This window comes from Hymenobacter terrestris (assembly GCF_013377905.1).
Classification (GTDB): domain Bacteria; phylum Bacteroidota; class Bacteroidia; order Cytophagales; family Hymenobacteraceae; genus Hymenobacter; species Hymenobacter terrestris.
The window spans coordinates 66,644-79,620 of sequence record NZ_JABKAV010000004.1 but is presented as its reverse complement, the minus strand read 5'-3'; the positions used below and the strand labels follow the sequence as shown (position 1 = coordinate 79,620).

22 protein-coding genes and 1 pseudogene are annotated in these 12,977 nt (G+C 53.4%); all 23 read left to right on the top strand.

Annotated elements, in window-relative coordinates:
• Positions 1-28 precede the first annotated feature (28 nt).
• A complete protein-coding gene (rplP, locus tag HW556_RS02635) occupies positions 29-454 on the top strand; it encodes a 50S ribosomal protein L16 (RefSeq protein WP_116939101.1) in 426 nt (141 codons plus the stop codon).
• A 2-nt stretch (positions 455-456) separates the two neighbouring features.
• Positions 457-669, top strand: a complete 213-nt coding sequence (rpmC, locus tag HW556_RS02630) for a 50S ribosomal protein L29 (protein ID WP_176897708.1) — start codon at positions 457-459, stop codon at positions 667-669.
• A 2-nt stretch (positions 670-671) separates the two neighbouring features.
• Complete coding sequence (gene rpsQ / locus HW556_RS02625) at positions 672-965, top strand: 30S ribosomal protein S17 (protein ID WP_176897706.1); 294 nt, start codon at positions 672-674, stop codon at positions 963-965.
• 1 nt (position 966) lies between these two features.
• A complete protein-coding gene (gene rplN / locus HW556_RS02620) occupies positions 967-1,335 on the top strand; it encodes a 50S ribosomal protein L14 (RefSeq protein WP_116939099.1) in 369 nt (122 codons plus the stop codon).
• A gap of 2 nt (positions 1,336-1,337) precedes the next feature.
• Positions 1,338-1,583, top strand: a pseudogene (rplX, locus tag HW556_RS02615) (50S ribosomal protein L24); the annotation flags it as partial.
• A 26-nt stretch (positions 1,584-1,609) separates the two neighbouring features.
• Positions 1,610-2,170, top strand: a complete 561-nt coding sequence (gene rplE, locus HW556_RS02610) for a 50S ribosomal protein L5 (RefSeq protein WP_116939098.1) — start codon at positions 1,610-1,612, stop codon at positions 2,168-2,170.
• Positions 2,163-2,432, top strand: coding sequence for a 30S ribosomal protein S14 (gene rpsN / locus HW556_RS02605; RefSeq protein ID WP_176897704.1), 270 nt, complete (start codon positions 2,163-2,165; stop codon positions 2,430-2,432). Before rplE ends, rpsN begins: the two co-directional genes overlap by 8 nt.
• Positions 2,433-2,693: 261 nt before the next feature.
• Positions 2,694-3,092: a 30S ribosomal protein S8 gene (rpsH, locus tag HW556_RS02600; RefSeq protein ID WP_088462454.1), complete on the top strand. Its 399-nt coding sequence runs from the start codon at positions 2,694-2,696 to the stop codon at positions 3,090-3,092.
• Between the two features lie 20 nt (positions 3,093-3,112).
• The gene (gene rplF / locus HW556_RS02595; protein WP_176897702.1) at positions 3,113-3,667 is read left to right on the top strand and encodes a 50S ribosomal protein L6; all 555 of its coding nucleotides are present in this window, start codon (positions 3,113-3,115) and stop codon (positions 3,665-3,667) included.
• A 9-nt stretch (positions 3,668-3,676) separates the two neighbouring features.
• Positions 3,677-4,027 (top strand): 50S ribosomal protein L18, encoded by a 351-nt coding sequence (gene rplR, locus HW556_RS02590; protein WP_116939097.1) that lies wholly within the window; start codon positions 3,677-3,679, stop codon positions 4,025-4,027.
• Positions 4,028-4,036: 9 nt separating this feature from the next.
• Positions 4,037-4,645, top strand: coding sequence for a 30S ribosomal protein S5 (gene rpsE, locus HW556_RS02585; protein WP_246289498.1), 609 nt, complete (start codon positions 4,037-4,039; stop codon positions 4,643-4,645).
• Positions 4,646-4,651: 6 nt separating this feature from the next.
• Positions 4,652-4,831, top strand: a complete 180-nt coding sequence (gene rpmD, locus HW556_RS02580) for a 50S ribosomal protein L30 (RefSeq protein ID WP_176897700.1) — start codon at positions 4,652-4,654, stop codon at positions 4,829-4,831.
• Between the two features lie 13 nt (positions 4,832-4,844).
• The gene (gene rplO, locus HW556_RS02575) at positions 4,845-5,288 is read left to right on the top strand and encodes a 50S ribosomal protein L15 (RefSeq protein ID WP_176897698.1); all 444 of its coding nucleotides are present in this window, start codon (positions 4,845-4,847) and stop codon (positions 5,286-5,288) included.
• A gap of 14 nt (positions 5,289-5,302) precedes the next feature.
• Positions 5,303-6,616, top strand: coding sequence for a preprotein translocase subunit SecY (secY, locus tag HW556_RS02570; RefSeq protein ID WP_176897696.1), 1,314 nt, complete (start codon positions 5,303-5,305; stop codon positions 6,614-6,616).
• Positions 6,617-6,621: 5 nt separating this feature from the next.
• Positions 6,622-7,404: a type I methionyl aminopeptidase gene (gene map / locus HW556_RS02565; protein WP_176897694.1), complete on the top strand. Its 783-nt coding sequence runs from the start codon at positions 6,622-6,624 to the stop codon at positions 7,402-7,404.
• A 7-nt stretch (positions 7,405-7,411) separates the two neighbouring features.
• Complete coding sequence (gene infA / locus HW556_RS02560) at positions 7,412-7,630, top strand: translation initiation factor IF-1 (RefSeq protein WP_019946152.1); 219 nt, start codon at positions 7,412-7,414, stop codon at positions 7,628-7,630.
• Between the two features lie 110 nt (positions 7,631-7,740).
• Entirely contained in the window at positions 7,741-7,857 is a 117-nt protein-coding gene (gene rpmJ / locus HW556_RS02555) for a 50S ribosomal protein L36 (RefSeq protein WP_176897692.1), read from the top strand.
• A 114-nt stretch (positions 7,858-7,971) separates the two neighbouring features.
• Positions 7,972-8,349, top strand: coding sequence for a 30S ribosomal protein S13 (gene rpsM / locus HW556_RS02550; protein WP_019946150.1), 378 nt, complete (start codon positions 7,972-7,974; stop codon positions 8,347-8,349).
• A 79-nt stretch (positions 8,350-8,428) separates the two neighbouring features.
• A complete protein-coding gene (gene rpsK / locus HW556_RS02545; RefSeq protein WP_019946149.1) occupies positions 8,429-8,821 on the top strand; it encodes a 30S ribosomal protein S11 in 393 nt (130 codons plus the stop codon).
• A gap of 53 nt (positions 8,822-8,874) precedes the next feature.
• A complete protein-coding gene (rpsD, locus tag HW556_RS02540; protein ID WP_176897690.1) occupies positions 8,875-9,480 on the top strand; it encodes a 30S ribosomal protein S4 in 606 nt (201 codons plus the stop codon).
• 146 nt (positions 9,481-9,626) lie between these two features.
• Complete coding sequence (locus HW556_RS02535) at positions 9,627-10,616, top strand: DNA-directed RNA polymerase subunit alpha (protein WP_176897688.1); 990 nt, start codon at positions 9,627-9,629, stop codon at positions 10,614-10,616.
• Between the two features lie 210 nt (positions 10,617-10,826).
• The gene (gene rplQ / locus HW556_RS02530) at positions 10,827-11,426 is read left to right on the top strand and encodes a 50S ribosomal protein L17 (RefSeq protein ID WP_176897685.1); all 600 of its coding nucleotides are present in this window, start codon (positions 10,827-10,829) and stop codon (positions 11,424-11,426) included.
• Positions 11,427-11,726: 300 nt separating this feature from the next.
• Positions 11,727-12,914: an erythromycin esterase family protein gene (locus tag HW556_RS02525; protein ID WP_176897683.1), complete on the top strand. Its 1,188-nt coding sequence runs from the start codon at positions 11,727-11,729 to the stop codon at positions 12,912-12,914.
• Positions 12,915-12,977: the final 63 nt, after the last annotated feature.

The window sequence follows — 12,977 nt, the reverse complement described above, 5'->3', positions numbered from 1 at the left end:
TCTCTCGAATTTTAAGACAGTATATCTCATGTTACAACCGAAAAGGACCAAGTATCGCAAGATGCAAAAGGGTCGCATACATGGCTTAGCCCATCGCGGCAGCTCCATCGACTTCGGTTCGTTCGCTATCAAGTCGCTGGAACAAGCGTGGATTACGGCTCGCCAGATTGAGGCTGCCCGTATCGCCATGACCCGCGCCATGAAGCGCGAAGGTCAAGTATGGATCCGCATTTTCCCCGACAAGCCAATTACCAAGAAGCCTGCTGAAGTGCGGATGGGTAAGGGTAAGGGTTCACCCGAATATTGGGTAGCCTGCGTGAAGCCTGGCACCATCATGTTCGAATCGGACGGGGTGACGCTGGAAGTAGCTCAGGAGTCCCTGCGCCTTGCGGCTCAGAAGCTGCCGGTGCGGACGTCGTTTGTTGTTCGTCGTGACTACGTAGAAAGCAAGTAATGATGAAGAACGCCGATATCCGTAACCTCTCATTAGAGGACCTCAAAAATCAATTGAAGACCGAGCAGACCTCGGGCCAGACAATGCGCTTTGCGCACGCCATCTCGCCACTGGAAAACCCGCTCCGTCTGAAGCAAGCCCGCAAAAATGTCGCCCGTCTGCAGACTGAGTTGAAGCGTCGCGAAAACGAGCAGGCTACAAACACTGCTAACTAACGATGGCAAACAACGAAGAACAGCAGGCCACTGCCGCCACCACTGAGCGGAACCTGCGCAAAGAAATCATCGGCCGTGTAACCTCATCCAAGATGGACAAGTCCATCACGGTGATGGTGGAAAGCAAGATGAAGCACCCGATCTACGGCAAATTCGTTACCAAGTCGACCAAGTTCATGGCCCACGACGAGAACAACGAATGCGGCGAAGGCGACACGGTGCGCATTATGAGCACTCGCCCCCTCAGCAAGCTGAAGCGGTGGAGACTGGTTGAAATTCTAGAACGCGCCAAGTAAGATGATACAGCAAGAATCCCGTCTGACCGTCGCTGATAACAGTGGCGCCAAAGAAGTTCTTTGCATTCGTGTCCTCGGTGGCACGGGCAAGAAGTACGCCAGCGTAGGCGACAAGATTGTCGTTTCGATCAAGTCGGCCATTGGCTCCGGCAATGCTAAAAAGGGCACGGTTTCCCGCGCTGTTGTTGTTCGCACGAAGAAGGAGGTTCGCCGCAAGGATGGCTCCTACATTCGCTTCGACGACAATGCTGCCGTGCTGCTCAACAATAACGACGAGCCGCGTGGTACGCGCATCTTCGGCCCTGTAGCCCGCGAGTTGCGTGAGCGCCAGTTCATGAAGATTGTTTCGCTGGCTCCTGAAGTTATCTAATCATGGCAACGAAAAAAGCAACGCCTACGAAACTGCACGTGAAAACCGGCGACACCGTTCTGGTGATTGCCGGCGACGAGAAAGGCAAAACCGGCACCATTAAGTCGGTTAACCGTTCAACCCAGCGTGTCATCGTGGAAGGCCTGAACCTGGCAACCAAGCACAACAAACCCAGTGCGAAGAACCCCCAGGGCGGCATCACCAAGATCGAGGCCCCAATTCACGTGAGCAACGTGAAGCGTGTGGACTCGGCTAACGCCTAACCGCTCCCGACATGGCTCGTTTCAAAGAGAAATATAACAACGAAGTAGTACCTGCGCTCCAGGAGAAATTCCAGTTCAAGAGCATCATGCAGGTACCACGCATCACCAAAATCTGCATCAACCGCGGCATTGGCGCGGCAGTTGCCGATAAGAAGCTGGTGGATAACGGAGTAGACGAACTGACCATCATCACCGGTCAGAAAGCTGTTCCAACTATCGCCAAGCGTTCGGTGTCGAACTTCAAGCTGCGTGAGGGCATGCCAATCGGCGCCCGCGTAACCCTGCGGGGTGAGCAGATGTACGAATTCCTTGACCGTTTGCTGACTATTGCCCTTCCCCGGGTACGTGACTTCAAAGGCATCAACGACAAAGGCTTCGATGGCCGGGGTAACTATACCCTGGGCGTGAAGGAGCAGATCATTTTCCCGGAGATTTCGATTGACAAGATCAAGTCGATTGCCGGCATGGACATCACCTTCGTGACGTCGGCCGAAAACGACGAGCAGAGCTACGAATTGCTCAAGGCTTTCGGAATGCCATTCGCCAACGCTAAGAAAGAAAACAATGGCTAAGGAGAGCATGAAAGCACGGGAACGGAAGCGTATTGCTACCGTTGCCCGTTACGCCGAGAAGCGCAAGGCCCTGAAAGCGGCCGGCGACTACGAAGGCCTTGACAAACTGCCGCGCAATGCGTCGCCCGTGCGCTTGCACAACCGCGACAGAATTGACGGTCGTCCTCGTGGCTACATGCGTAAGTTCGGCATCAGCCGGGTACGCTTCCGCGAAATGGCTCTCGCCGGCAAAATTCCCGGCGTAACCAAGTCGAGCTGGTAAGTATCAGTATTGGAGAGCTGGTAGTGAGTAGATAGATGACGTACGATGACCCTTTTAGGATTATTTGTTCATTACCTCTCTACTCACTATTAGCCACTCAATACTAAAAATTTGGCAGGTTGCCGAAAGAAACCATTGGCCGAGCTGTAACAAGCCGAGCCGAGTAGTCTTAACCGAAAATTTCGTTACCACTTTCCGTGGCGGCGAAATTTTCCTATCTTTGCGGCTCCCTAAAAAAGGGCGCTTCATTTTTACAATCGAATGAACACAGATCCAATTGCCGATTACCTAACCCGGGTACGCAATGCCATCAAGGCAAACCATAGGGTGGTGGAAATTCCGGCCAGCAACATCAAAAAGGAGATTACGAAAGTGCTCTACAAGAAGGGCTACATTCAGAGCTACCGTTTTGACGATGCTGCCGTGCAGGGTACGATTAAAATCGCCCTCAAATACAACCCCACCACGAAGGTGCCGGCTATTACCAAGCTGCAGCGCGTGAGCTCGCCCGGCCTGCGCCAGTACGCGCACGTTGGCAACATGCCCCGTGTACTCAGCGGCCTCGGCATCGCCATTCTCTCTACGTCGAAAGGCGTAATGACCGAGAAAGAGGCGAAGGCGGAGAACGTGGGCGGCGAAGTGCTGTGCTACGTTTACTAATCTGAAAGGAAACAGAAACTATGTCACGCATTGGTAAACTGCCCATCAGCCTGCCCGACAACGTGCAGATTGAAGTGAGCAAAGACAACAACGTAACCGTGAAGGGCCCGAAAGGCACTCTGGTAGTTCCTGTAGACCGCGATATTAACGTGGCTACTGAGGACGGCCAGTTGCTGGTAACCCGTCCCACGGAGCAGAAGCGCCACAAGGCCATGCACGGTCTGTACCGCTCGCTGCTGAACAACGCCATTGATGGCGTAAGCAATGGCCTTGAGAAGAAGCTGGAATTGGTTGGTGTAGGTTACAAAGCCGCTATGGCTGGTACTACCCTCGAATTGTCGCTGGGCTACTCGCACAACATCTTCTTGGCCCTGCCAGCCGAAGTAACAGCTACGGCCGTTACCGAAAAAGGTAAAAACCCCATCGTTACCCTTACCAGCATCGACAAGCAGTTGCTGGGTCAGGTAGCCGCAAAGATTCGCTCGTTGCGCAAAGTTGAGCCTTACAAAGGCAAAGGCGTGCGTTTCGTGGGTGAGCAGATTCGTCGTAAGGCTGGTAAAACAGCTTCGAAATAATAACGCACCATGGCTTTCGATAAAGCAACTAGAAGAAAACGGATCCAGCGCATCATCCGCACTAAGGTGGCTGGCACGTCCGAGCGTCCGCGTTTGTCGGTGTTCCGCAGCAATACGGGCATTTATGCTCAGATTATTGACGACACTACCGGCCACACGCTGGCGTCTGCTTCCTCGAAGCACGTTTCGGTGGAAGGGGGCAACGGAGTCGCCCTCGCCGCCGCAGTCGGCAAAGAGCTTGCCGTCCGTGCTACTGGAAAAGGAATTTCGAAAGTGGTATTTGACCGTTCCGGTTACCTCTACCACGGCCGCGTAAAATCATTGGCAGAAGGAGCCCGCGAAGGCGGCCTCAATTTCTAATCTATCATCATGGCAGAATTTAACAACGGCCCTCGTGGTGGCGGTAACGACCGCGGCGGCAATAGCCCTCGTGGTGGTGGAAATGACCGTCGCGGCGGCAATGACCGCAACAAAGACAACGATTCGCGTACCGGCGATTCTGATCTGAAAGAGAAAGTAGTAGCTATCAATCGCGTTGCCAAAGTGGTAAAGGGTGGTCGTCGCTTCAGCTTCTCGGCCATCGTGGTAGTAGGTGACGGCAACGGCACCGTAGGCTACGGCCTCGGCAAAGCCAACGAAGTAACCGACGCCATTGCTAAAGGCATTGACGACGCGAAGAAAAACTTGGTAAAGGTGCCGCTGTACAAGCACACCGTTCCTCATAAAATGGAAGGCAAGTACTCAGGTGGTTTTGTGCTGGTTCAGCCGGCCGCCGCTGGTACGGGTGTAATTGCGGGCGGCGCTATGCGTGCCGTGTTCGAAAGCGCTGGTATCAAAGATGTACTGGCTAAGTCGAAAGGTTCGTCGAACCCCCACAACGTGGTGAAGGCAACTTTCGATGCCCTGCTGAAAATGCGTGACCCGATGCAAATTGCTCAGGCTCGTGGTATTACTCTCGCCCAAGTTTTCAACGGATAAGGAACGATGGCGCAGATCCAAATCAAACTCGTAAGAAGCGTAATTGACCGCCCAGAGCGTCAAAAGCGTACCGTGCAGGCCTTGGGCCTCGGCAAAATGAACAGCACCCGGACTGTGGAAAACACAACCGAAATTGCTGGCATGATCAAAGCCGTTCAGCACCTATTGGAAGTAACCGAACTCTAGGAATTTCCCGAACATGAATCTCAGCAATCTCCAGCCCGCCACCGGCTCCACCCGCAATGTAAAGCGCGTGGGTCGTGGTACGGGTTCCGGCCGCGGCGGCACATCGACGCGTGGTCACAAAGGTGCCAAGTCCCGCTCGGGTTACTCCAAGAAATCGGGCTTCGAAGGTGGTCAGATGCCTCTGCAGCGTCGGGTTCCTAAGTTTGGCTTTAAGAACATCAACCGCATCGAGTACAAAGCCGTCAATCTTGACGTGCTGGCTGCTCTGGCGGAAGGTGGTGCTACCACTTTCGACGCGGCTTACTTCGTAAATGCCGGTCTGGCTTCGAAGAGCGCCAAAATCAAAGTTCTAGGTCGCGGTGAAATCACCACGGCGCTGGAAGTACACGCCCACGCATTCTCGAAGTCGGCTGTTGAGGCCATCGAGAAGGCAGGTGGAAAAGCAGTGACGCTTTAAGCATCAAAGCAGCAATGAAAAAACTTATCGAGTCGATAAAGAATGTATTTGCGATTGAGGATCTGCGTACGCGGATTCTCAATACGCTTTTTTTCATTGCCATCTACCGGCTGGGTTCCTTCGTGGTGCTGCCGGGTATCGATCCTACTCGCCTCGACACGGGTCAAAGTGGGGTATTAGGTATTCTCGACACGTTGCTGGGTGGGGCTTTTAGCCATGCGTCCATCTTCGCGTTGGGTATTATGCCTTATATCTCTGCTTCCATTGTATTGCAGTTGCTAACTATTGCAGTGCCTTACTTCCAGAAGTTACAGAAGGAAGGAGAGTCAGGCCGTAATAAAATCAGTCAGTATACCCGCATCCTCACGATTCCGATTGTGGCAGCACAATCGGTAGGCTTTATTGCCACCATAAATGCTGAAGCCATAATGAATCCAGGTGTTTTCTTTACTGTTTCGACGGCTCTTATCGTCACGGCCGGAACCCTGTTCTGTATGTGGCTGGGAGAGAAAATAACCGACAAGGGTATCGGCAACGGCATCTCGATGCTGATCATGATTGGCATTGTATCGCGCTTGCCGGGTGCTTTAATCGGAGAAGCTACAGCCCGCTCGATGCGTGGTTCGTTGATTTTTCTGATTGAAATGGCTGTGTTGTTCCTCGTTGTAATGGCCGTTATCATCCTCACACAGGCTGTGCGGCAGATTCCGGTGCAGTACGCAAAGCAAGTAGGTGGTGCTGCTTCTCTTAGTTCGCAGCGCCAATACATCCCGATGAAGGTGAATGCGGCCGGTGTAATGCCGATCATTTTTGCTCAGTCGCTGATGTTCGTACCTGCTATTGCAGCTTCGGCTTGGAATAAGGACAGTGAGGCGGCTACCATGATCGGGACTTGGTTCCAGCCTAATCACGTTGTATACAACGTCGTGTTCGGGCTACTCATCGTTGTGTTTACCTACTTCTACACGGCTATTAGCGTCAATCCCAATCAGATTGCGGATGACCTGAAACGCAGTGGCGGGTTCATACCCGGCGTGAAGCCTGGCCGTGATACGTCGGAGTTCATTGATGAGGTACTGACCCGTATTACGCTGCCCGGAGCCATAGCACTTGCCATCATTGCTATTCTTCCTGCCATAGCCACTGTTGCTGGCGTAACCGGTCCTTTTGCCCAGTTCTACGGTGGCACTTCACTTATCATTATGGTAGGTGTAGTACTGGATACTATGAACCAGGTGAAGAGCTACTTGCTCATGCGTCGTTATGACAGCATGATGAAGACTGGCAAGACCCGGGGCCGCTCGCAAAATATTGCTCTCGCTTCGTAAAAAAAATGATTTTTTACAAAACCGAAGAGGAAATCGACTTGATGAAGGCCAGCGCGAAAGTGCTGGCCCAAGCTCATGGCGAAGTGGCCAAAATGATCGGGGAAGGAGTTACCACCCGGGCGCTGGATAAGCGTGCCGAGGAATTCATTCGCGATAATGGTGGATCTCCTGCATTCAAAGGCTATAACGGCTTCGAATACAGCCTCTGTATCTCACTTAATTCAGTAGTAGTACACGGTTTGCCGAGCGACTACGTATTGAAAAGCGGCGATATTGTTTCGGTTGATGGTGGAGTTGAGCTTAACGGCTATTTTTCTGACAGCGCCTACACTCACGCAATAGGGGAGGTAGCACCGGAAGTTTTGACGTTGCTCGACGAAACCAAAAAGTCGCTTTATCTCGGTATCGAGCAGGCTGTGGCTGGTAACCGCCTCGGCGACGTGAGCTACGCTATCCAGAATTACGTGGAGAAGCGGGGTTACGGTGTGGTGCGGGAACTGGTAGGTCACGGTATCGGCCAAAAACTGCACGAAAGGCCTGAAGTACCTAACTACGGTAAACGCGGTTCGGGACTAAAGTTGCAAACCGGACTCACGTTGGCTATTGAGCCGATGGTGAACTTAGGTACGAAAAGCGTAGTGCAGGAAAAGGATGGCTGGACTATCCGCACCAAGGATTTTAAACCCTCGGCGCACTTTGAGCACACCATAGTTGTTCGCAAAGACAAGGCAGAAATTCTGACTTCCTTTGATTACATAGAAAAAGCCTTACAAGCAAAAACCTTATAGTAGCCATATGGCCAAACAAACTTCCATTGAGCAGGACGGTACCATCCTGGAAGCCTTATCCAACGCCATGTTCCGTGTGGAGCTGGAAAACGGGCACCAGCTGATTGCCCATATTTCGGGCAAGATGCGGATGCACTACATTAAAATTCTGCCGGGAGATAAGGTGAAACTCGAAATGTCGCCCTACGATTTGTCGAAGGGGCGTATCGTGTACCGTTATAAGTAAGGGTATGGGGTACTTGGGGTCCGGGGAACAGGGTTGAAGTTCAACCAGGTTGTTCGGCTTCCCTAGCAAACTCAGACCCTCCGAACCTCAGACCCTAACCACTCACTACCATGAAAGTAAAAACGTCCATCAAGAAGCGTAGCGTCGATTGCAAGATTATTCGTCGCAATGGTAAGCTCTACGTAATCAACAAAAAGAACCCCCGCTTCAAGCAGCGTCAGGGATAATTATTGGAAATTGGGGTCTTTGGAGCATGGCAGCTTGCTGTGTGTTCCGACAGCCGGAGCTAACCAGCAGCGGAACCCCAGGACCCTAATCCGCCAACAACCCAAACTCATCACATGGCTCGTATTGCAGGGGTAGACATCCCAGACAACAAGCGCGGCGAAATCTCGCTGACCTACATTTTCGGTATTGGCAAAGCTTCGGCTCAGCAAATCCTTTCGAAGGCAGGTGTAGACCTGAACAAGAAAGTGAAGGACTGGACGGAAGAGGAAGCCGGCGAAATCCGTAGCATCATCGCCAGCACTTACAAGACTGAAGGCGTTCTGCGTTCGGAAGTGCAACTCAACATCAAGCGGCTCATGGACATCGGTTGCTACCGTGGTCTGCGTCACCGTAAAGGTCTGCCCGTTCGCGGTCAGCGCACCAAGAACAACTCGCGTACCCGTAAGGGCAAGCGCAAGACGGTTGCTGGTAAGAAAAAAGCTACTAAATAATCTGTAGCGGGAATCAGGCCGATGGGTTGCGAAAAGCTTTCAGCCTAACACCTTCCGCAGTAATTTTTGCGATAACCAAATGGCACAGAAAAGAAAAGACAAAGCCAAGAAGCGCGTTGTCGTTGTTGAGCCCGTAGGGCAGGTCCACATTAAGGCCTCTTTCAACAACATCATCATCTCCATCACCAACAACAATGGCCAGGTTATTTCCTGGGCTTCGGCTGGTAAGATGGGATTCCGGGGTTCGAAGAAGAACACTCCCTACGCCGCCCAAATGGCGATGTCGGATGCCGGTAAAGTTGCCCATGACCTAGGCATGCGCAAGGCAGAGGTGTTCGTGAAGGGTCCGGGTGCGGGCCGCGAGTCGGCTATCCGGACGCTGGGTAATGTGGGCATCGAGGTGACGACCATCAAGGACGTAACGCCGCTTCCCCATAATGGCTGCCGCCCTCCTAAGCGCCGTCGCGTTTAGTTTGCACCACGCTGGCTTCGGCCGCGCCCCCTTCAACCCCCAACAAATCCGAAATGGCACGTTATACTGGTCCTAAAACCAAGATTGCCCGTCGCTTCAATGAGCCGATTTTCGGCCCAAGCAAGGCACTCACCAAGAAAGCATATCCTCCTGGCCAGCACGGCCGTGGTCGTCGTAAGAAGCAAAGCGAGTACGCTATCCAGCTGATGGAGAAGCAGAAAGTGAAGTACATGTACGGCATGCTCGAGAAGCAGTTTGAGAACCTGTTCCACAAGGCTGCGGCTGCTCCCGGTATCACCGGCGACAACCTGCTGGCTGCGCTGGAGTCGCGCCTCGACAACACGGTGTATCGTTTGGGCATTGCCCCTACGCGTCGCGCCGCTCGTCAGCTGGTGTTGCACAAGCATATCACCGTTAATGGTGAGATTGTGAACATCGCTTCGTACAAAATGCGTGCTGGCGACATCGTTGCTGTTCGCGAGAAGTCGAAGTCGCTGGAGGCCATCACTACGAGCCTGAGCGCCCGCAATGCCCGTGCTTACGCATGGCTGGAGTGGGACGGCAAGGACATGGTGGGCAAGTTCCTCAATGCTCCTTCGCGCGAGTTGATTCCGGAGAACATCACGGAGCAGCTCATCGTCGAACTGTACTCGAAGTAATAAACGAAGCGGCCCGGACGCCCGGGCCGCTCGTTGCCTTCGCTGCTTTTTTATTGAATTCAGGTATTAGGTATTGGGTAATAGGCACTGCAAACGCATCCTTTTACCTGATACCTTTTACTCAATTTTAACCAACCGCCCCACTTATGTCAATCTTAGCTTTTCAAATGCCGGAGAAAGTGGTGATGGAGAAATCCGACGACTTCTACGGCACGTTTGAATTCAAACCGCTTGAGAAAGGCTACGGCGTCACGATCGGCAACGCACTGCGCCGCATCCTGCTGTCGTCGCTGGAGGGCTACGCCATCACCTCGGTGCGCACCAACAGCGTGCTGCACGAGTTCATGACCATCGAAGGCGTGCTGGAAGACATGTCCGAAATCATCCTCAACCTGAAGCAGATTCGCTTTAAGAAGGTGAGCGATGCTATTGAGGATAAAATCACGGTTCGCATCAAAGGCCAGGATTCATTCAAGGCTGGAGACATCAACAACTTCACCAACGGCTTCCAGGTACTGAACACCGACCTGATCGTTTGTCACGTTGACCCTGGAACGGAACTCGAGTTTGAGTTCACGATTCAGAAAGGCCGCGGTTATGTACCCGCTGAGGAAAACAAGCCTCTGGACCAGGTTTTCGGTCAGATTGCCATCGACGCCATTTTCACGCCTATCAAGAACGTGAAGTACAGCGTGGAAAATACCCGCGTGGAGCAGAAGACCGATTATGAGAAGCTCCTTATCGAGATTCACACCGATGGTTCTATTCATCCGGAGGAGGCGCTAAAAGGTGCCGCCAACATCCTGATTCAGCACTTCATGCTGTTCTCTGACAGCACCATGACCTTCGAGACGGTGAAAGCCGAGGAAGAGGAAATTGTGGACGAGGAGACGCTGCACATGCGCAAGGTGCTGAAGACGCCGCTGGCCGACATGGACCTGAGCGTGCGTGCCTACAACTGCCTCAAGGCCGCCGACATTAAGAGCCTCGGCGACTTGGTGCAGCTTGATATGGCCGACATGATGAAGTTCCGCAACTTCGGTAAGAAGTCGCTCACGGAGCTGGAAAACCTCGTGGAGGAAAAGGGCCTGACCTTCGGGATGGACCTGGGCAAGTACAAGCTCGACGAAGAATAGATAGTAAGCGCAGGAATGTGCTGTCAGTGAAACCGGTGCTTCGGCGCAATTCACGGCAGCACATTTTTTGTGTCTGACTATTGCGTACATTTGCAGACTTTTTCACTTTTCTCATAGTGCGCCCCCGGGGTAGCGGTTCTAATGAGAAGGCAGCCGTAAGGCGCTTTCCGCCGTGGTCGTTGCCCGCAAGCGTACAATTTTTCTTTTTTTATGCGTCACGGTAAATCTTTCAACCATCTCGGCCGCACCACCTCGCATCGCCACGCGATGCTGGCCAACATGGCTAACTCGCTCATCCTGCACAAGCGCATCACGACTACGGTAGCTAAGGCTAAGGCCCTGCGCCAGTACGTGGAGCCCCTGCTGACCAAAGCCAAGAACGACACGACGCACTCGCGTCGCCTCGTTTTCTCGAGCCTGGGCCAGAAGGAGGTGCTAAAGGAGCTGTTTGACAATGTTGCGGCTAAAATTGCCGGCCGTCCAGGTGGCTACACCCGCATCATCAAGCTGAGCCAGAACCGCCTCGGTGACAACTCGGAGATGTGCGTTATCGAGTTGGTTGACTTCAACGACACGATGCTGGAGGCTAAAAACGCCGGCGAAGCCAAGGCTACTACCCGTCGTTCGCGTCGCGGTGGTAAGAAGGCTGATGCTACCACTACCGAAGGCGATTCGTCGGCTGAAGTAGTAGCGGAAGCTAAGCCTGCCAAGAAGGCAAAGGCTGCTACCACGGAGGTTTCGGCCCCCGAGGACACCGACACGGAGACGCTGAAGGATGGCGAAACCCGTGAGGAGAAGGCGGCTGAGTAATCAGCCCTGTTTGCCAAATTTGAGAAGGCCCGCCATTTGGCGGGCCTTTTTTTGTGAAGTTATTCAGGAGGTTTTTACTTGGGTTGAAACGAATTTTCAGTTGATTCGACAGATTTGGGTAGGCCAAGCCGGAGGGTAGAGCGTGCTTTAAGCAACATTCACATCCATCCTTGTCGCATGAAACTTATTCTGCTCCGTCTACTATTCGCTGTGGCTGTCTTGCTGCCACTTTCTGCAACCAATGCCCAGGTACTGCCTCTCGCTGACTCAGCTGTACCAGCTTCAGCTTTATTTGCGGGTGTGCCGCAAGCCAACTGGTCGTCCGCTTCCGATTCGGCGTTTACACTGTTTGATGATGCGTTCTACGCCAATCAGCTTTTCCTTTTGGGAGAAGCACACGGAGTAGAACGGATACAGGAGGTGGATTTCGCCCTGCTGAAGCACCTGAACGCCCGTGCTGGGGTGCGCACCTACGTGGCCGAAGTGGATTGCAGCAAAGCCTACTTCCTCAACGAGTATCTGCGTACTGGCCACGACGGCACCCTACGGCTGGTGTTCCGGAGTTGGGTAGCCGGTACTGAGCAATGGGGCAACGCCGATCTGTATCGCAAGTTTCAGCGTATCCGCGAATGGAACCAGACCCTACCTGCTGCCCGCCGCATCCATTTCATTGGACTGGATGGATTGCAGGACCAGCCGTTAGCGGCCGATTACCTGATGGCCCGGCTGCGGGGAAGGCGTTTGCGGCCAGACTTGCGTAACCGGCTGGATTCAGTGGCCCGGCTGTTGCGGAATGATGCTGACCCGAAACTACTGGGAGCATTGGCAAGCCGTACCGCCGAAGTGTTGCGGCAGGCCCGGCAGCAACGACCTGCCACCCTGGGCGAGGCTTATAACGACGTGAAACACCTACTCCACAATCTTGGATATCGGCCAGCTGGGCTGGGGCGCGAGGTCATTCTGTTCGCCAATTTTGAAAATCTGTACAAAATCAAGCAACTGGGAAACGAGAAGATGTATGGCCTGTGGGGGCTGGCTCACGTGTTGCAAAGCCCGGTTCAGGGCAACACGCGGCTGTTGGCCGGAATGATCAGGGAAAGTACGCTGCCTTTGCACGATAAGGTAGTATCGCTGCTGGCTATGTTCAGCAATTGCCAGATGCTATACCCTACTGCAAGCCTGCCGCCCACCTGGCAGGATGCAGGCCACGCTTACACCCGCACCACTAAGTTCAACCACGACGGCCCGCTGACGGTACTGACTGGGGTGGAGGAACTGAAGCAGCGGAGCAAGCCCGGTAGCACCACCCTATTCCGGCTCGATGCAGTTGGTGCGGCTACCGCGCGTCAGCCCATTGCGGTTCGTTATGCGCCGGGAATTCCGCTTGGTCAGCAAATTCAATTCAACCCCAAGCTACCAGCCAGCGCCTACGTGCAATACCTACTGCTGGTGCGCGACTCGAAGGCAGTAGAGCCTTTGCAGCCATGAGGGCTACTTCTGCCGGGCAGCTAGATTGCAGTGAAATAGTGGCATCTTTCGCCACGTTGCAGC